This window comes from Christiangramia forsetii KT0803, from assembly GCF_000060345.1.
Lineage (GTDB): Bacteria > Bacteroidota > Bacteroidia > Flavobacteriales > Flavobacteriaceae > Christiangramia > Christiangramia forsetii.
Map to the genome: position 1 here is coordinate 1,232,419 of NC_008571.1, position 19,687 is coordinate 1,252,105.

The following is a 19,687-nucleotide window of genomic DNA, read 5'->3' on the forward strand; positions in this document are numbered from 1 at the left end:
AGATATACAATATGTCAAATTACAAAAAAAACAGTTTAAGTCTGATAGGAGCCATTTCTATGGGTACCAATGTTATGATTGGTGCAGGAATCTTTGCGCTTCTTGGTCAAGTGGCAGAACTTTCTGGTGAGTATTTTCCAATAGCTTTTATTGTGGGTGGAATTATATCAGGATTTAGTGCTTATTCCTATAACAAGATGTCTAATGCGTATCCATCTGCAGGAGGTATCGCCATGTATTTGGAGAAAGCATATGGAAAGGAACTTGTAACTGCTTTTGCAGCTTTACTGATGACGTTCTCTATGATTATTAATGAAAGTCTGGTGGCCAGGACCTTTGGTAGTTATACTTTGCAATTGTTCGATGCGCCAAAAGACAGTTATCTCATTCCCGTTTTAGGAGTAGGCTTACTCATTTTAGCCTTTGTAATTAACATTTCAGGTAATAAGGTAATAGGGAAATCCTCCCTAGCCATGGCGATCCTCAAAACCGGTGGATTATTGATCTTTGCCGGAGGAGCTATATATGCTTCGGGTTTTGTAGTATCAGATTTAGTACCTTCAGGAGATACCGGCGGGGAAAGGGGAGTTATGGAATATCTTGGAGCACTTGCCTTATCGATCCTCGCTTATAAGGGTTTTACTACGATCACCAACAGTGGAGGTGAAATTGTTAATCCGCATAAAAATGTAAGCAGGACCATTGTCATATCTTTATTGATCTGCGGGGTGACCTATTTACTGGTTTCCTGGGGGGTTATTTCCAATTTAAGTATTCCTGAAATAATTGAAGCAAAGGATTATAGTCTTGCGGAAGCATCGAGGCCTTTATTTGGCCAATTTGGTTTATGGTTTACGGTTTCTATAGCCATAATCGCTACGATTTCAGGGGTTATTGCCAGCGTATTCGCGGTGTCAAGAATGACGGCTATGCTTACCGATATGAAGCTAATCCCACATAGCCATTTTGGCATGAAAGGAAGTATTCAAAAGCATATGCTGGTGTATATTATAGTAATTGCTATTGTGCTTACTATCTTTTTCGATCTTTCCAGGATAGCCTCTCTTGGGGCAATTTATTACTTGGTTATGGATATTATTATTCACTGGGGGGTGCTTACCAAAATGAGAGAAGATATAAAGGCGAAAGCTTGGATCGTAATTAGTGCCATAATTCTGGATCTAGTGGTATTAAGTTCTTTTGTTTTTATTAAAATAGAAAGGGATCCTGCACTTATTTGGATAGCATTTGGTTCTATGTTGCTCATTTTTCTAGGTGAAAGATGGTTTTTAAATCGAAAACTTCCGGAAAAAGGGTTGACGAATTAGGAGCTGTTAGTTTGTTACGACTTTTTAAATTGTCGAGCTCCCTAAAATTAAAGGAGAGCTGTAACCCTCCTTAAACTGAAATTTTTACGGATGCAATTCAAAATTTTATTATGATTAAAAAAAACGTAAACAGAAGGAATTTTATTCAAACTGCAAGCCTGGCAGCAGCAGGTTTCTATGTAATGCCTTTTTTTGGATCTTGTAAATCGGATACCTCCACCCGGCATCCAGAGACGGGGAATAAAATGAATAAGGATTTTATTGCCGATTTAGATATACAACTCACCGCATCACCTTCTCAGACTAACATCTTTCCAGACAAAAGTACCAATACATATTCCTATAAAGCATCTATTATAAAAGGAAGTGAAGATAATTTACAAAATATAGAGGGTAGCTATTTAGGACCTGTTCTTCGGGTAAAGAAAGGGGATAAGGTTAGGGTGAGGTATGAAAACCAGATTCCAGCGGAATCTATAGTACACTGGCACGGCCTGCATGTATCTCACGAAAATGATGGCCACCCGGCGCATGTAATAGGTGAGGGCGACACATATTACTATGAGTTTGAAGTGATGAACAGGGCTGGTACTTATTGGTTTCACCCCCATCCGCATAGGCATACCGGGGAACAGGTTTATCAGGGGCTAGCAGGATTGTTTATCGTTTCTGATAAAGAAGAAGAAAAATTAAATCTACCCCAGGGTGAATATGACATTCCTGTGGTGATCCAGGACAGGACTTTTGATGATAATAAGCAACTCCAATACCTAGGCGATGGTCAGATGGATCGAATGCAGGGTTTTTTAGGTGAGCAAATATTGATCAATGGTAAGATTGATAATACCCTGGAACTGGGCGCAAATGGGAAATATCGGCTAAGACTCTTAAACGGTTCCAATTCCCGAGCCTATAAGTTGGCATGGGATCATGGCGAAGCGATAACCGTATTGGGGGTAGATGGAGGACTGCTGAAAGCGCCAAAAAGAATGCCTTATTTAATGTTAGGGCCGGCTCAGCGCGTAGATATATGGTTGGATTTATCTCAACAAGTAGAAAATAGTCGTATTAAACTGGTCCATTTACCTATCTCACTGGATATGATGGGTGGTGGCATGATGAATGGCGGGATGATGGGAAATAGCAATAGCAATCACTTGCCTTATGACACTCAGTTTGATATTATGGAAATAAATGTGGGAGCTTCTGCAGAAAACGATGCTCAATTACCCGGTGAGCTCAGTTCTTTGAATACATTAGCAGCCACAGATGCCATCAATAAAAACAATCCCAGGACTTTCACTTTTGCTATGGGCGGAATGATGGAATGGACCATTAACGGTCACACCTATAATGGCACTGAAGTAGCCGAAGAAGAGACCGTGAAATTAGATACTACCGAAATTTGGCGTATCAATAATGGAAGCCAGTTTTCTTCAGATCCTGATGATGACAGCGGAATGATGGGCGGCGGAATGCATGGCAACGGCGGAATGATGGGTGGTCAGGGAGGCATGGGAAATATGATGCAAATGCCACATCCTGTTCATATCCACCAATTACAATTCAACATCTTAAACCGAAACGCTGATAAGGTAGATGATAAACTTTGGGAAGCAACCAAAGACGGTTTTATCAACGAAGGCCGGCAGGACAGTGTTTATCTTTTACCAGGAATGCAAATGGATTTGATCATGCGATTTGAAGATTTTAAAGGATTGTTTCTCTACCATTGCCACAACCTCGAACACGAAGATATGGGAATGATGAGGAACTTTAAAATAGTTTAGCAAATACCGGAATCGAGGTTACCCTTGAAAGCTTAGTATTATTTAAAACAAAAACTTTTATCAACCATTTAAAACAAATTACAATGAAAACAATTTTAAAAGTAACTTTTTTAGTAGGAACTATTGCGACATTCATAAGTTGTAATGCAACTTTTAATGCCAGCGAAGCGATGGAAACACAGCAAAACAGAAATGCGGTTTATCAGGAAATCATCAGCAATCCGGCTCAATTCAATGAGCTTCTGGATCTGGCTGCCAACAATGAAATGGCAAAGAAAACATTGATGCAAAACCATATGCAAATGATGGAATCAGGGAAAATGGAAGCCATGATGAAGAAGAATCCTGAGATGAAGGAGAAAATGAAAAAAATGATGCAGGAAAAGATGGAAAAAGATCCCGAAATGAAAGAAATGATGGGGAAAATGATGATGAAGAAAATGAAGGAAAATCCAGAAATGAAAGAAAAAATAATGCATGAGATGATGCATTCCATGGAGAAAGATCCTGAATTCAGAAAAAAAATGATGCAGGGAATGATGAATAAAATAAATGAAAACCCTGAAATGATGAAGGAAATGATGGAAAAAATACATGACGATCCTGAAATGATGGAAAAAATGAAACAACATATGGACAAATCCAAAAAAGAAGGGGAGAAGCATAAAGAGCATAAACAGAAACCATAATTTTTGAAATTATGATGATGTACTGGTGGATTTTAATAGGAGCTGTTGTTCTGGCCGCGATTTTATTGCCCGTTAGTCGTTGGAAAACAAAGAATGAAAACAACCTCGAAGATTCTTTGCAAATCCTTAAAAAAAGGATGCAAAAGGTGAAATAAGTAAAGACGAGTTTGAAGAGCAGAAAAGTATTCTTAAAAAAAATGGATCATGAATTACTATTTTAATAAAACGATAAAAGGAAATTTTGAGCAGGTAATCGAAAAAGTTACCTAGGAACTCGAAAAAGAAGGTTTGGGGTTTTAATCGAGATCAATGTTACCGAGACTTTAATGAAAAAGCTGAATGTAAATTTCAGAAAGTATCGCATCCTGGGTGCCTGCAATGCGCCTTATGCACATAAAGCATTAAAAGCAGAAGATAAGATTGGTACCATGCAACGTTATTGTTCAGGAAAAGGAAGCCGGGGAGATAGAAGTAGCCGCAGTTAACCCTATAGCCTCTATGCAGGCCGTTGATAATGGAGCTTTGGGTGAGATAGCCGAAGAGATTAAGGAGAAACTGGAAAAAGTTATTCATAATCTATAGTTTTTATTGATTAGCCGTTTTTCTATCTTAAAAGTGCTTTTATCATCCTGTCCTGATGTTTAGGGAATTTTAAGGTCGGCAAATTACCCTGATTTATCTTGAAATAAGATTCTGAACCGGGTCCAGAATGAAGTCATTTTTCAATTAAAAATACATTACATACAAGCAATATTTTAATAAACCTTTAAAAATAGATATCATGAAAAAATTAAGAATTCTAATGTTGGTCTTATTTGTGGGAGCTTTTAATCTTACGATGTTCTCCTGCAGGGAAACTACTGAAGATGACCACGATGATATGGAAATGGATCATGATGAGTCTATGGACCATGACGATGAACATGAATAATAAGTTTGAGGAAAATGGAGGGATGGTCTTAAGTATTAATTAGTTGAATTTCTTTTTCTCCCTCCTTTTCTTTCATTTTTAGCTTCTGTAACTATTACTTAATAAGGCCAATTATAATAGGAGACAGGTATTGGTTATTTTAAAGTTAAATTTTATGAAAAAAACCGTTCTTATATTTTTTTTGATGTTCTTACCCATACTTGGAGGGGCACAGGATGATGAGCACTATCATCATAACCACGAAGAAGAAACGATCCAACAGGTTGACACTATAGATCTGGAGAAAGAAGTTAATGCATCAACCAAACTTGAAAATAATCAGGATAAACCAGTTAAAGCTAAACTGGATGACTTCCCTAACCTGCATCCCTTAATAGTACATTTTCCAATTGTACTATTGCTTCTCGGCGGAATCCTACAATTAATTCAGCTTTTCGTTCTTAAAAGAAACCTCGACTGGGTAATACTTCTATGTGCCGGTGCCGGATTTATAGGAGCTTATGTTGCAGGAGTGTATGCGCATCCTCATACCCATGATCTTAGCGAAATGGCAAAGAAGGTTTTAGGACAACATGATATATATGCAGAATGGACCATTTATGCCAGTGCCCTGGCAGCCGTTTTAAAACTTGGAAGTATCTTCTTGATTAAAAAGAACCGTATTTTCGAAATTGCGGTTTTCTTGGTTTTGGGCTTCGCTGCGTATTCTGTATCTGAAGCAGGACATTATGGTTCTCAATTGGTTTATATAGAAGGAGTAGGGCCTCAAGGCGATTACCTCGAATCTGAAGGACATGGACACTAAAACCTGTATTTTCCTGCTTATATCATTTACTAAACATGGTCAGATATGAGTGTACAAAATAGCTATAATTGAAAGTTCACCGTTACTAGTGTATTTTATAATGACAGGATTGAATTCTATTTAAAACGATCTGAGTAATAATTTATGATATGGCAATATTTCTGGCTTTAGGGCTCATTATTTATATAGCTACAGTACTGGATATACTTCAAACGACATTGTCTATGCAAGGAGGAGGCTGGTTAACTAGCAGGTATTCTCATCTCTTCTGGAAACTTTTTCTTTTTGTTTCCGGTGGTAATGGTAAATCAAAAATCTTATCTCATGCAGGTTATATCTTGTTGATTTCAATTGTTTTAATCTGGGTATTTTTATTGTGGATTAGTTTTGTCCTTATTTTGATATCACAACCTGGAATTATTGTTAACAGTAGCACGCAAATTCCTGCAGATCTTTTGGAAATTATTTATTACAGCGGATATACCTTATCTACCCTGGGCATGGGAGATTTTATAGCTGCCGGAAATGGGGGCAGGATTCTCACCAGCTTTTATTCTTTTACCGGCCTCATTCTCTTAACTATGTCGGTCACATATTTCATCCCTGTACTATCAGCAGTTATAGAGCAACGAAAACTGGGAATAAGACTTAGCATATTAGGGAGCAGTCCTGAAAAAATAATCCTAAACTTCTGGGATGGTAAAAGCTTTCAATCCTTTACTTCTAAAGTTGACGAACTATCTGGATCAATTATAAAATATAGTCAGCAACATAGGGCTTATCCTGTAATTCACTATTTCCATAATCACAAAGAGAAGAATGCCATTATTTTACAACTTGCTAGACTTTACGAAGCCTATCTTATTCTAGCATTTAACTTAAATGATAGGGTAAAACCAGAGCAAGGAGACTTACGTCCATTAGATATTGCTTTCGAGAATTATTTTGAAGTTTTAAAAGAGGTAACGCATATAAATACCAGTAATGAAACTCCAGCATATTCAACCATACAAAAATTAGAGGAACTTAGTTTAATTGACAAGTCCAAGGGGAACCACGCGTTAGACACTAAGTCTGAAGATCTTCGTAAAATTTTTCTAACCCTGGTACAGCAGGATGGATGGACCTGGAATCAGGTAGATGAAAAAAAATCTTAAATATTCTTCCCACAAGTTAAATTTATTTAAAACTGAAAGATCTTACCATAATTTTATAAGTATCGGTTTGAACTCATTTCTATCTTTATGTTATAACCATAAAAATCAATTAGTTATGAGAAATGAAAAATTAATTACTGCATTAGGTAACTGTATCAACCATTGTAATTATTGCGCAGATGCCTGCCTTGGAGAAGACGATGTTCAAAAAATGGTAAAGTGTATCAGGCTGGATCGAATTTGTGCTGAAGCATGTGCTGCTTTGAATCAAATTCTTGCGGTGGATGGTGCAGAGGTAACCGGCCTTGTTAAATACTGCAAAGAAATATGTAGGAAATGTGCTGACGAGTGCAGCAAACATGAAACACAACATTGTAAAGATTGTGCTAAAGCCTGTGAAGAATGTGAACGCGCCTGCGAAGAGTTTTTGGCGTAAAATCAAATTATAGTTAAGGCCCCATTAAATTTTCAATAGAGAATTAATTTCTCTGGAGATTTTGTGGGGTTTTTTATTTAACAGGTTTATTCTAAGTCTGATTGATTGAATTTCTGAAATAAGGGAAAGGAGTCTTATTATAATATAATTATTTTCAATATGGCAGATCAAAACCACCAAAAAAAAGCTGAAACACCTGGAATGGGGAGTCGGGGAGTAACTAGACCCATGGCCGAGAAAGAAATGAAGAAAGGAAAGGACGATGGCGAGGATAATGGGATGGACAGAATGAAAATGCTGCACATGCATCATAAGCAAACTCTTTGGATATACTGGTTGCTTATCCTCCTGGGAGCATGGTTAGTAGTTTCCCCTTTTTCTTTTGATTATGGGAAAGATATAATGCAGCCATCAGGAGGAAGATCTGTCTGGCTCAGTGATGCAATGCGGGTTCAAATCATGCAGTGGAGCGATATAATTTGTGGATTGCTGCTGATGTTCTTTGGGTGGCGTTCCCTAACTCCTAACCGGCCCATAAGTCTCTGGATAGCCTGTTTTGTTGGGATCTGGCTAAACTTTGCTCCGGTTATATTGGGCACCCAATGCCTATATTTATAATAATGATACCATGGTAGGGGTAATGGTGATTGCATTGACCATTCTTATTCCTGGCATGCCGAATATGATCACCTACATGAAAATGGGATCTGTGGTTCCTCCCGGGTGGAGCTATAATCCTTCCAGCTGGCCCCAACGTTGGATCATGATCGTACTAGCTTTCTTTGGATGGATCGTTTCCCGGTATCTGGGAACATTTCAATTAGGATATACAGATTTTGCGGCAGATCCTTTTTTCGGGGAAAGCACGATGAAAATATTAAATCCTAATATGTCCCATTCTTTGCCAATTTCAGATGGAGCTTTTGGGGCGCTTGCTTACACCTTCGAATTTTTGATGGGCTGGATGGGAAGTCCTTCCAGATGGCGAACTATGCCATGGATGGTTACGTTCTTTGGGATCTTAGTCATTCCTTTAGGCTTGGTCCATATATTTCTGGTGATATCCCAACCTATTATAGTTGGAGAATGGTGCACCTTTTGTTTGTTGGCCGCGGCTATTATGCTGCCAATGATCCCGCTGGAACTTGATGAGGTAATCGCGATGGGACAACATATGGTCCAGGCTAAAAAGAGAGGAGATAATATGTGGGAAGTGTTCTGGAAAGGTGGAAAAGCTTTTGAAAAAAATACAGATGATCGTACTACTGAACTTATGGAATTTCCCAACAAACCAGTGGCCGTTTATAAATCTTCCATTTGGGGGATGAGTGTTCCATGGACGCTGGCAGTTTCAACTCTTTTAGGTATTGCAGTAATGTTTGCACCGGCGGTATTTGGAGTAGAGATTCAAACCATGCCTTCTAATATTTTCCATCTCAGCGGTTCTCTTATCGTAGTTACTTCGGTAATATGCATGGGAGAGGTTGTTCGTCGCGGAAGATATTTTAATATCCTGTTAGGTTTAGTACTTGCAGTGGGTCCATGGGTGGTAGATGGCAGTACTTTAGGATTGCAAATAACCGGTTTGGTTGTAGGATTATTGGTAGCCGGACTTTCTTTCCCTCGAGGACCGAAGAAAGAAGAATATGGACTCTGGGATAAATACGTAAAATAGAAACTTACTTGCATTCTAATGAGCGATGAAGAGCTTTTAAAAAAAGTCAGGGAAATTATCTATGAGAATATGGAAATGGCTGAAGAGGATGATAGCCCACGTTATCATTACACCCGGCCTGCTCCAGATAGGTATCCCTACCAATTCTTTTGGGATACCTGCTTTCACGTTTTTATTCTGGTCGCTATAGATGAAGTTGAAATGGCTGAGAAGCATATACATAGTTTGTTAAGACTTCAGGAGGAGGATGGTTTTATTGGGCATATGATCTATTGGGACCGATTGAAACCAGGTAGATGGGCAGATATTTTTCAGTCGAAATTCAGTTATAAAAACTTCCTTAACAGTCATATGAGTTCTCTTATCCAGCCACCTCTTATTGCACAGGCAGTGAGCAGAATTGTTAATGCTTCGGGTGATCTGGAATTTTTAAAGCAAGTACTTCCGAAGTTAAAAAGATATTATAACTGGCTGGCTGAAAACCGTGATTTTGAAGGTGATCATTTGCTTAGTATCATATCACCTTTCGAATCTGGCATGGATTGGAAACCCACTTTCGATGTTCCGCTAAATTTTAAAGGAAAGGCCAATAACTTGCTTTACATGAAGGTCATTTGGGTGGATTTTCGAAATTTCCTGAATAATTATAATCTAAAAAAGATTTATAAGAAGAGCTATTTCCTGGTTAAAGAAGTGGGTTTGAATACGATTTATGCACAAAATCTTCAAAGCCTGGGAGAATTATGTGAAAAGGTAGATGACAGGGATGCGCAGGTATTTTATAACAGGGCAAAAGAAGTAACAGAAAGCATTGTTACGATTATGTATGATAAGGAAAATAAAGCATTTTACGATGTGTATGGGAAAACAGATAAAAAAATAAAAATTCTAACGCCTACTGTTTTTTATCCTGTGGTGCTTTCTGGAATATCTGAAAAAATTAAGAAACAGGTGATTGATAAACATTTAGTGCAGGGTGACGAATTTAATTCAAGCTATCCATTGCCATCTGTAGCTTTAAATTCATCTGCGTTTAATCCGAAGGAATCGCTCTATATATGGCGGGGTCCTACCTGGATTGTGCATAACTGGTTTTTACACCAGTACTTAAAAAATAATGGATACGAGGAACTTGCTGGAAAATTGACCTCCAGTATCAAAGAGCTTATTGAGAAAAGTGGTTTCAGAGAATATTACAATCCGCTAACTGGAGAAGGTTACGGTGCTCAAGATTTTACGTGGGCAGGCCTTGTTATAGATATGATGAAGGGAGAAAGAGTTAAATCCAATTTAAACTGAAAAGTAATGGGTATATGGGGATGGATAAAGGAATTTTGGCAAAGTCAAGAGCAAAATTCAGGAAGCAGATTAAAAGATAAAACTTATAGTAGCGAAAATAGATTTGATTCCCCGGAGCTTGCCAGGGAAAAGTTTGTTCGCTCTAAGCAAAAGTTGTTTGATGTGAACAGATGGTCTGCATTACCAGAGATTTCAGCAGAATTTCAAATTTATAATGCTGAAGGTGAAAAAATGAAGGAGCTGGAGATACATGATTATATAAAAATTGAATTACCAATACCTTCACCTGAGAATTGGGTGTATGTAACCGATATAAAAAATGAAGAAACTTCAGCTGAATTTACCGTAAGTCCCAGTAAAAGTCCGGTGGGCGTTATACATTTGAATAAGGAAATAGAACATTTTTTTATTGATGAAGCCACCAGTACTTTCAGGGTTACTTTAGAAGAAAACTCTATTAAAGGCTTTGAAATTGGTAAAAATCAAGGTGTAAATAATAAAGGAGTATCTGCGGGCAAAAGAAAATTAATCAATACCCTTATTGCTGAAGGGACATGAGCTGGTTTCCAGAAACTTCAGTAGAAAAAGTTGACAAAATATTTTGTACACGAAATTGAAATAAACACCAAACTATGAAATTATCAGATAATAACAGAAGTGGCCTTAATGGATGTGTTGTAATCACCGGTGGCTCTGCTGGAGTGGGTAGGGCAACAGCAATAGAATTTGCGAAAAAAGGAGCTAGAATTTTACTTATTGCCAGAGGTAAAGATGGACTGGAGGGCTCAAAAAGGGATGTTGAAGAATGTGGTGGAGAGGCATGGATCTATATTGCCGATGTGGCAAATGCTCGTGAGATGGAAGAGGCAGCAAGCTTTGCTGAAGAAAATCTTGGTCCTATTGCTATTTGGGTCAATAATGCCATGGTGAGTGTTTTTAGCAAAGCGATAGATATGAATCCGGAAGAATTTTCCAGAGTTACCAATGTAACTTACCTGGGGCAGGTTTATGGAACCCTGGCTGCATTAAAAAGAATGAAGCAGAGAAATTATGGGAAAATTATTCTGGTAGGTTCTGCGCTTTCCTATCGCGGTATTCCACTGCAGTCTGCTTACTGTGCTTCCAAACATGCCATTCAGGGATTTTTTGAATCATTGCGTGCGGAGATAATACATGATAACCTAAATATAGATCTTTCCATAGTACATTTGCCGGCAATGAATACCACCCAGTTTGGTTGGGTAAAGACCAGGTTTGACAAAAAGCCTAAACCCATGGGTAAAATTTATCAACCAGAGGTCGCTGCAAGAGCAATTGTAAATGTGGCTAAATCTGGGGTTCGACAGAGAATGGTAGGATATCCCACCATTCAGACTGTTTGGGGCAATAAACTAGTACCTCAATTTTTAGATCATTATATGGCCAGAAATGGAGTTGATGGGCAGTTGACCGAAAATCTAGAGGATGCCGATAGAAAACACAATCTTTGGGAACCAGTGGCCGGGGATCACGGTGTTCATGGTAGTTTTAATAACACCGCCCAAGATTACAGTAAATTTGATCAAGTTTATGAACACAAAAAAGTAATTGGAATTTTTGGAGTCGCCATGTTGGGAGCGGTATTTCTCACTCAGTTTATAAAAAAAAGCGATAAAAACTAGGGTTTGTAATGAGATGTATTATTCTGAAAAGTCTGTCCCAGAATTAAATGGTCGGTTTCACGATCAGGATGAAAAATAAAGGAAAATGAAACATACTTATAAAATTACCGGCATGACTTGTAATGGTTGCAGGTCACATGTAGAAAAATCCTTGAGCAAGGTCAATGGGGTCACTCAGGTTTCTGTTGATTTAAAAAAGGAGGAAGCAGTGATTGAAACGAAGGAACATATTCCTTTGGAAAGATTTGAGCGTGCCTTAGAGGGAAGCAATTATAATATAATGATGCCGGGAAAAACTGATCAATCTGCCGGGCAACTGATGAAACATTCTTATAAGATTACGGGAATGACCTGTAATCGCTGCAGATCTCATGTGGAAGAAACCTTAAATACGGTGTCAGGTGTTGTAAATGCTGCTGTAAACCTTGAAAAAGGGGATGCAGAGATCAGTATGAAAGAACACATTAAAGTTGATGTTTTTGAAAAAGCCCTACAGGAGCACGGAGGAAATTATCATATCATGCTCCCCGGGGAAAAACAAGCAAAACATAAGCATCAGTCTGAAGATAAAACACCAATAGGTAAAGGAACCGGCACATGGTATTGTCCCATGCATTGCGAAGGAGAAAAAACTTATGATAAACCTGGCGATTGCCCGGTCTGCGGAATGGATCTGGTGGAGCAAATGGATTTGAGTTCTCCTTCTTCAGGAGGGGATGAATATACCTGTCCCATGCATCCTGAAATAATAAAAGATGAATCAGGAGATTGTCCTATTTGCGGGATGGATCTGGTTCCCAAAGAACCACAGAGTTCTGCTGAAGAAAAAGGTTATAAGACACTTTTGAAGAAATTCTGGATCGCAGTAGCATTTACACTTCCTATTTTCCTGATAGCGATGTCTGAAATGATTCCCGATAATCCACTGTATGACCTGGCAGATATGAAGATTTGGAATTGGATACAGTTCGGACTTTCCCTGCCGGTGGTTTTTTATGCAACCTGGATGTTTTTTGAACGTGCTTACAGGTCCATTAAAACATGGAATCTGAATATGTTTACCCTAATAGGTATCGGAGCGGGGGTAGCCTGGATATTCAGTGTGTTTGGTATGCTATTCCCCAATTTTTTTCCTGATCAGTTTAAGACTGAAATGGGAACCGTACATGTTTATTTTGAAGCCGCCACCGTAATACTCACTTTGGTTTTAATGGGACAGGTTCTGGAAGCACGTGCTCACAGCAGAACTAATTCAGCTATAAAGGAATTACTAAGGCTGGCACCGAATAAGGCTGTAAGAGTGGTTGATGGGGTAGAAGAAACAATTTCCGTAGATAAGATTCAGAAAGGGGATGTTCTAAGAGTAAAGCCCGGCGATAAAATCCCGGTAGACGGGACCATCAAAAAAGGCAAATCCAGTATTGACGAATCCATGATCACCGGAGAACCTATTCCTGTAGATAAACAGGAAGGCGATAAGGTAAATTCCGGTACCATAAATGGCAATCAAAGTTTCACCATGACTGCGGAAAAAGTTGGAAATGAAACCTTGCTTGCGCAAATCATAAAAATGGTAAATGATGCCAGCAGGTCACGGGCGCCTATCCAAAAACTGGCTGATAGAATCTCAGCCTATTTTGTGCCTATCGTGGTAATTATTTCTGTAGTAACCTTTGCTGTATGGGCAATCTATGGCCCCGATCCTGCCTATGTTTATGCGCTTGTAAATGCTATTGCGGTATTGATCATTGCCTGTCCCTGTGCTTTAGGTCTGGCTACACCTATGTCTGTGATGGTGGGAGTTGGTAAAGGTGCAAAAAACGGGGTTTTGATCAAGAACGCCCGTGCGTTGGAAGAAATGAACAAGATCGATGTGCTTATAATAGATAAAACAGGAACTATCACCGAGGGTAAACCTTCCGTAGAAAAAGTTGTTTCGGTTTCTTCAGAATATTCTGAAAAGGAGCTCACCCGCCTTATCGCTTCTGTAAATGCACAAAGTGAACATCCGCTGGCTAATGCAACTGTTAATTATGCGAAAGCGGAAAAAATCAAATATGGCGAAGCTTCAGAATTTAATTCGGTTACCGGGAAAGGAGTTACGGCCAATTTTGAAGGAAAACAACTGGCGCTTGGAAATGAAAAATTAATGCAGGCTAAAAATGCTGAAATTTCAGAAGAAATAAATAATCAGGTTACTGCGGAACAGGAAAAAGGGAAAACAGTTTCATATCTGGCAATAGATTCAAGTATTGTAGGATTTGTGACCATTTCAGATAAGATAAAAAGAACCAGTAGGGAAGCATTATCCGAACTTCAAAATGAAGGTATTAAGGTGATCATGCTTACCGGGGATAATGAGAAAACAGCTTCAGCCGTGGCAAAGGAATTAAACCTGGCTGATTTTAAAGCGGGTATGATCCCGCAGAATAAAATGGAGGAAGTAAAAAAACTCCAGGCGGAAGGTAAAAAAGTAGCCATGGCTGGAGATGGTATTAATGATGCCCCTGCACTGGCACAGGCGGATATTGGCATCGCTATGGGTACAGGGACCGATGTAGCGATTGAAAGTGCCGAGGTCACTCTGGTGAAAGGAGATTTAAAAGGAGTGCTTAAGGCAATCAAACTCAGCGAAAAAGTAATGCGGAATATTAAAGAGAACCTGTTTTTTGCTCTTATTTATAACACCCTGGGTGTGCCAATTGCTGCGGGTGTATTATATCCATTCTTTGGGTTATTACTTTCTCCTATGATCGCGGCTCTGGCCATGAGTTTTAGCTCGGTTTCAGTTATTGCCAATGCCTTGAGGTTAAGAGGAGCAAAATTGTTGTAGAATATATTTAATCTAATTCTAGTGAGAGACACACGGATTATTTTAGTTATACGAAAATAGGATATCGAAAAATTTTAGTAACATATTAAACCATATAAAAATCCTTGATTCAATATACGCACTTGTCTTTTGCACAATCTGTGCATTGATTTTTTTTTATCTTTGTAGTGTGAAAATTATCGCTGTCATATTATCTCTGTATATATTCGGGCTTAACTTATTAGCCTGTAATGATAGTGATACTTCACAAGTGATTGCTGATTCAGAAGTTACAGTGGTTGCTGCTCAGAATTTAGATATCGACCATTCTCATGATAAAGTAGTAGATTTATGCCCTCCTTTTTGTAGTTGTCATTGCTGCCATGTGCATACGGTAGATTTCGGTTCTTCAAATTTCAAGGCTTTGATTAAGGAAATTCCATCAAAAGCCTTTGTCTATTTTGACAGCTCAGTGGAAGAACCTATTCTTTCCTTTTTAGATCCCCCAAAAGTTTAATTCAGTTTTTTTAAAGGATAATTATATTCTTTTTTGACCAAATCCTGGTTCTCATACTAGATCCTTGGTCCTATTGATAGATTTTGTTAGGCACAAAATTATTATCAAGAATTTTAACTGAATTAAATTTTTATTTATATGATTAATAAGATAATCGCATTTTCCATTAATAATAAATTTATTATTGGGCTACTTACCTTAGCGCTTATAGGAATGGGTATTTGGTCCATGTCCACCGTAAACCTGGGATCGGTACCAGATATTACTAACAATCAGGTTCAGGTGATCACCCAGTCACCAAATCTTGCCACTGAAGATATTGAACAGTTTGTAACCTATCCCGTTGAACTTTCGATGGGTAATTTACCTGGGGTTACGGAAATACGATCTGTTTCCCGATTTGGCCTTTCCGTGGTTACAATTGTTTTTGAGGACGATATGGGCATTTACAAACCCCGTCAACTGGTTCAGGAAAAACTAAACGAAGTCAGGGACCAAATACCTGAAAAATTTGGAAGTCCCGCTATGGGACCCATTACTACAGGCTTGGGTGAGATTTATCAATATACGATAAAGCCACAAAAAGAGTATGACACTGTTTATTCCCCTACGGAATTGCGTACCATCCAGGATTGGATCGTAAAGCGTCAAATGACCCTCGTCGAAGGTGTAGTAGAGGTAAATTCATTTGGGGGCTCTATAAAACAATATGAAATTGCCATTAATCCCGAAAAACTGAATGCGTTAAACGTTTCTATTTCCCAAGTCTTCGATGCCCTGCAAAAAAATAATGTTAATACAGGCGGTGCATATATAGAAAAAAATAATATGGCCAATTTTATCCGTGGTGAGGGTTTAATCAGGTCACTAGATGATATAAAATCTATTGTTATCAAGAATGAAAATGGAGTGCCTGTAACAATTGGAGATGCAGCTGAAGAGGTCCAGTTTGGTAGCCAGGTACGCTATGGTGCTTTTACCCAGGATGGCCGTGAAGCTGTTGGCGGTATGGTGCTCATGTTGAAAGGTGCAAATCCTAATAAAGTAATTGCAAATGTTCAGGATCGTATGGAGACGGTAGAACAATCTTTGCCTGAAGGTTTATCAATAGAACCCTTCCTTGACAGAAGTGTTTTAATTGAAAGAACTACGAGTACCGTGACCCAGAATCTTCTGGAAGGTGCTTTAATCGTGATTTTTGCCCTGGTGATACTATTAGGTAGCTTAAGAGGTGGACTTATAACCGCTACGACCATTCCTTTATCACTTCTTTTTGCTTTTATATTAATGAAGCAATTTAATGTCTGGGCCAATCTAATGAGTTTGGGAGCTATTGACTTTGGAATTATTATAGACGGTGCTGTGATCATCATTGAGGGTACGGTATATGAAATACAAAAACGGATGCGTTCCGGCAAAATAAAATTTAATAAGGCTAAAATGGATGAAGTAGCCTATGATGCCGGAAGTACGATGATGGGTTCGGCCTTTTTTGGACAAATTATCATTCTTATCGTATTTGCGCCCATTCTTTTTCTTACGGGGGTAGAAGGGAAAATGTTTCGGCCAATGGCATTTACTTTTGGTTTTGCTATGATAGGTGCTATTTTCTTATGCCTTACCTATGTCCCTATGATGTCTGCTTTATTTATGAAACCAATTCAGAATAAAAAGAACTGGTTTGGAAAGTTTGAACGCTGGCTGGAAAAAGTTAGTGATAAAATTATTGGAGGGATTCAAAAAGGATACATGCCTTTATTAAAAGGAGCTTTAAGATTGAAGTTTATAGTATTGGGGTCTGCGGTTGTCTTACTTATAGTAGCCGGTTTTATCTTTTCCAGAATGGGAGGGGAATTTGTCCCTCAACTTGATGAAGGGGATATCGCCATGCAGGCTTTAATAAGACCTGGAAGTGGTTTGAGTGAAGCAATTGATGTTTCCACAAAAATAGAAGATATCCTTCTTGAGAATTTCCCGGAAGTAGAAACCGCCGTAGCGAGGATTGGGGTTGCCGATATCCCTACTGATCCAATGCCTATGGATATTGCCGATATGTTTATTGTATTAGAGAAGGATATGGATAATTGGACTTCGGCAAGTTCTAAAGAGGAATTGATAGAAAAGATCAAAGAGAAACTTAATGAAGAACTTACGGGAGTCAACCTGGTTTTTAGCCAGCCTGTAGAGCTTCGTTTTAATGAACTGCTTACCGGGGTCAGGGAAGATGTTGCGGTAAAATTATATGGTGAAGATTTAGACCTTCTTGCTGAAAAAGCTGATAAAATGGCTGAAATAATACAGACTATACCGGGCGTAGGAGATGTGAACCCTGAACGAACATCTGGTCTTCCACAAATGACGGTGCGGTTTAATCGTAAAAAAATTGCGCAATATGGATTGGACATTGAAAAGATTAACGATTATATAAGTGCAGCTTTTGCCGGAGGAACGGCCGGAGTGATCTTTGAAGGGGAAAAGCGGTTTGATATGGTTATACGTTTTGATGAGGCGCACCGCCAAAGCATTGATGATTTACGTACCCTCTATATAGATCTGCCGGATGGAACCCAGGTTCCGATTAAGGAAGTAGCTGATATTAGTTATGTACCGGGTCCTATGCAAATTTCCAGGGATAACACCTTTAGAAGAACCTATGTGGGAGTTAATGCCCGCGGGAGGGATGTGGAATCTGTGGTAAATGACATCCAGCAAAAATTGGATGAAGAGTTAGATTTACCTCCAGGATATTACATTACTTATGGTGGGGAGTTTGAAAACCTTCAAAGAGCAAAAGGGCGTTTACAAATAGTAGTGCCCATCGCTCTATTTCTGATATTCGTGCTTCTGTACTTTGCACTCCAATCTTTTTCCCAATCAATTATGATCTATATAGCCATTCCACTGGCGGCTATTGGAGGAATATTTGCTCTTTGGTTAAGAGATATGCCGTTTAGTATTTCAGCTGGTGTAGGCTTCATTGTATTGTTTGGGGTTGCCGTTTTAAACGGGCTGGTGCTTATTAACAGGTTTAATTCCTTAAAAGAAGAAGGGGTAACCAGTATAAAAGATAGAATTTTTACAGGAACCAAAGAACGAATACGACCTATTATGTTAACAGCAACAACAGATATTTTTGGATTTCTGCCGATGGCTTTTTCATCGTCAGCAGGAGCTGAAGTACAACGACCCCTTGCTACGGTTGTTATTGGAGGCATGCTTACAGCTACCTTACTTACTCTGGTTGTTCTTCCTGTCCTTTATACATTTGTAGAGAAGAGACGAGAGAAAAAGGAACAGAACAAGCTTGGTTCTTCCAATTCACGATCTTTAGCCACAATTTTGATAATTGGATTGATGTTAGGCGGAACCTTTTCCGTAAATGCACAATCTGATGAAATGTCATCGGAAAATCCAATACAGGATTCTTTACAAACTATTAGTTTGGAAGAGGCTAAAGAAATGGCAATCCAAAACTTTCCACAATTAAAAGCTGCCCAACTTGAAATTGAAAGTGAGGAAGTATTGCGTAAAACCGCTTATGATTTTGGGAATACCCAAATCTTTACAGGAAAAGAAGAGGTAGGAAATGGTTCTGATGGGATCTATACCCAAATTGGTGTTCAACAACAAGGCATAGATGTTTTTGGAATAGCTCCCCGTTTGAAATTACAGAAAGAAAGGGTGGCACTTGCTGAAAATGCCTTAGAGCTATCTACTATTGAAATTGAACGTGAAGTAAGCAGGGCCTGGACATCTGTTTATACAACTAAAAAGGCGTATCAGGTATATAGAAAAATGGATTCAATTTTTGAAGATATTGAAAGGGCTGCAAGAATCCGGTATGAGACAGAAGCTACCTCTAAACTGGAATATCTTGCTACCTCCAACCAGGCGAACGAGGTTAAAATACAGCTGGAACAGTCATACCGAAATTACCTGAAATCAATACAGCGTTTAAACCTATGGTTTGTTAGTGATACGATTTATGATGTACCAGATTTGCCTGTTGAAACTTTAGACAAACCTTTAAACTTTCTGGTAGAGTCGCTTGAAAATCATCCGTTGCTACAGGTTTCGGAACAAAGGATAGATGTTGCCAAAGCGGTTACCAGAGAACGAAAATCTGAATTTTTGCCCAAATTTCAGGGTCAGTACGGTAGGCAGGAAATAGCCGGGCAATCGGGTTTCTTCCAATATCAAATAGGAATTCAAATTCCGTTATTCTTTGGGCCTGAATTAGGCCGTACTCAGGAAGCAAAAGTGAATCGAAAGATTGCAGAGCAAAATTTTTACCAGGATAAACTCGAATTGGAAACCGCCTATAAAAATATGCGGGAAGAATTCATCAAATGGAGAAATTCATGGAATTATTATAAGGATGAAGCGCTTCCCTTGGCTAAAGAGCAACAAGATGGATCAGTGCTGGCCTTTAAGGAAGGCGCTATCGATTATGTGACATTTCTCCAAAATATAAGAGATGCCATTAGAATCGAGGTAAATGCCTGGAGTGCTTTTAACGATTATCTCGACAGCCGTTACCAACTGGAATATTACCTTAAGAATTCAAATTAAAAATTAAAATAAGAA

General features: G+C 38.7%; 15 protein-coding genes and 1 pseudogene. All 16 read left to right on the plus strand.

What is annotated here, in order from left to right; translation table 11 throughout:
• Nucleotides 1-11 precede the first annotated feature (11 nt).
• The 16 genes and pseudogenes from GFO_RS05485 (at nt 12) to GFO_RS05550 (ending at nt 19,672) form a co-directional block, all read left to right on the plus strand.
• The gene (locus tag GFO_RS05485; RefSeq protein ID WP_011709063.1) at nt 12-1,328 is read left to right on the plus strand and encodes an APC family permease; all 1,317 of its coding nucleotides are present in this window, start codon (nt 12-14) and stop codon (nt 1,326-1,328) included.
• A gap of 110 nt (nt 1,329-1,438) precedes the next feature.
• A complete protein-coding gene (locus GFO_RS05490; protein ID WP_011709064.1) occupies nt 1,439-3,118 on the plus strand; it encodes a multicopper oxidase family protein in 1,680 nt (559 codons plus the stop codon).
• A gap of 83 nt (nt 3,119-3,201) precedes the next feature.
• Entirely contained in the window at nt 3,202-3,807 is a 606-nt protein-coding gene (locus tag GFO_RS05495; protein ID WP_011709065.1) for a hypothetical protein, read from the plus strand.
• 204 nt (nt 3,808-4,011) lie between these two features.
• A pseudogene (locus GFO_RS05500) lies at nt 4,012-4,389 on the plus strand (DUF302 domain-containing protein).
• Between the two features lie 199 nt (nt 4,390-4,588).
• Nucleotides 4,589-4,738, plus strand: coding sequence for a hypothetical protein (locus GFO_RS17715; protein WP_011709068.1), 150 nt, complete (start codon nt 4,589-4,591; stop codon nt 4,736-4,738).
• Between the two features lie 154 nt (nt 4,739-4,892).
• A complete protein-coding gene (locus GFO_RS05505) occupies nt 4,893-5,543 on the plus strand; it encodes a DUF2231 domain-containing protein (protein ID WP_011709069.1) in 651 nt (216 codons plus the stop codon).
• A gap of 149 nt (nt 5,544-5,692) precedes the next feature.
• Entirely contained in the window at nt 5,693-6,700 is a 1,008-nt protein-coding gene (locus GFO_RS05510; protein ID WP_011709070.1) for a potassium channel family protein, read from the plus strand.
• Nucleotides 6,684-7,136 (plus strand): four-helix bundle copper-binding protein, encoded by a 453-nt coding sequence (locus GFO_RS05515; protein WP_308420164.1) that lies wholly within the window; start codon nt 6,684-6,686, stop codon nt 7,134-7,136. Before GFO_RS05510 ends, GFO_RS05515 begins: the two co-directional genes overlap by 17 nt.
• A gap of 159 nt (nt 7,137-7,295) precedes the next feature.
• Complete coding sequence (locus tag GFO_RS17870) at nt 7,296-7,754, plus strand: SPW repeat domain-containing protein (protein ID WP_011709072.1); 459 nt, start codon at nt 7,296-7,298, stop codon at nt 7,752-7,754.
• Complete coding sequence (locus GFO_RS05520) at nt 7,714-8,811, plus strand: vitamin K epoxide reductase family protein (protein WP_198408249.1); 1,098 nt, start codon at nt 7,714-7,716, stop codon at nt 8,809-8,811. The genes GFO_RS17870 and GFO_RS05520 overlap by 41 nt, the downstream gene beginning before the upstream one ends.
• A gap of 18 nt (nt 8,812-8,829) precedes the next feature.
• Nucleotides 8,830-10,110 carry an amylo-alpha-1,6-glucosidase gene (locus GFO_RS05525; RefSeq protein ID WP_011709074.1) on the plus strand — a complete coding sequence of 427 codons (1,281 nt, stop codon included), beginning with the start codon at nt 8,830-8,832 and terminating at the stop codon, nt 10,108-10,110.
• A gap of 6 nt (nt 10,111-10,116) precedes the next feature.
• Nucleotides 10,117-10,668 (plus strand): hypothetical protein, encoded by a 552-nt coding sequence (locus GFO_RS05530; RefSeq protein WP_011709075.1) that lies wholly within the window; start codon nt 10,117-10,119, stop codon nt 10,666-10,668.
• Between the two features lie 74 nt (nt 10,669-10,742).
• Complete coding sequence (locus GFO_RS05535; protein WP_011709076.1) at nt 10,743-11,771, plus strand: SDR family oxidoreductase; 1,029 nt, start codon at nt 10,743-10,745, stop codon at nt 11,769-11,771.
• An 85-nt stretch (nt 11,772-11,856) separates the two neighbouring features.
• Nucleotides 11,857-14,604: a heavy metal translocating P-type ATPase gene (locus tag GFO_RS05540; protein ID WP_011709077.1), complete on the plus strand. Its 2,748-nt coding sequence runs from the start codon at nt 11,857-11,859 to the stop codon at nt 14,602-14,604.
• A gap of 169 nt (nt 14,605-14,773) precedes the next feature.
• Nucleotides 14,774-15,100 (plus strand): DUF6660 family protein, encoded by a 327-nt coding sequence (locus GFO_RS05545; protein ID WP_041250263.1) that lies wholly within the window; start codon nt 14,774-14,776, stop codon nt 15,098-15,100.
• Between the two features lie 138 nt (nt 15,101-15,238).
• Entirely contained in the window at nt 15,239-19,672 is a 4,434-nt protein-coding gene (locus tag GFO_RS05550) for a CusA/CzcA family heavy metal efflux RND transporter (protein WP_011709079.1), read from the plus strand.
• Nucleotides 19,673-19,687: the final 15 nt, after the last annotated feature.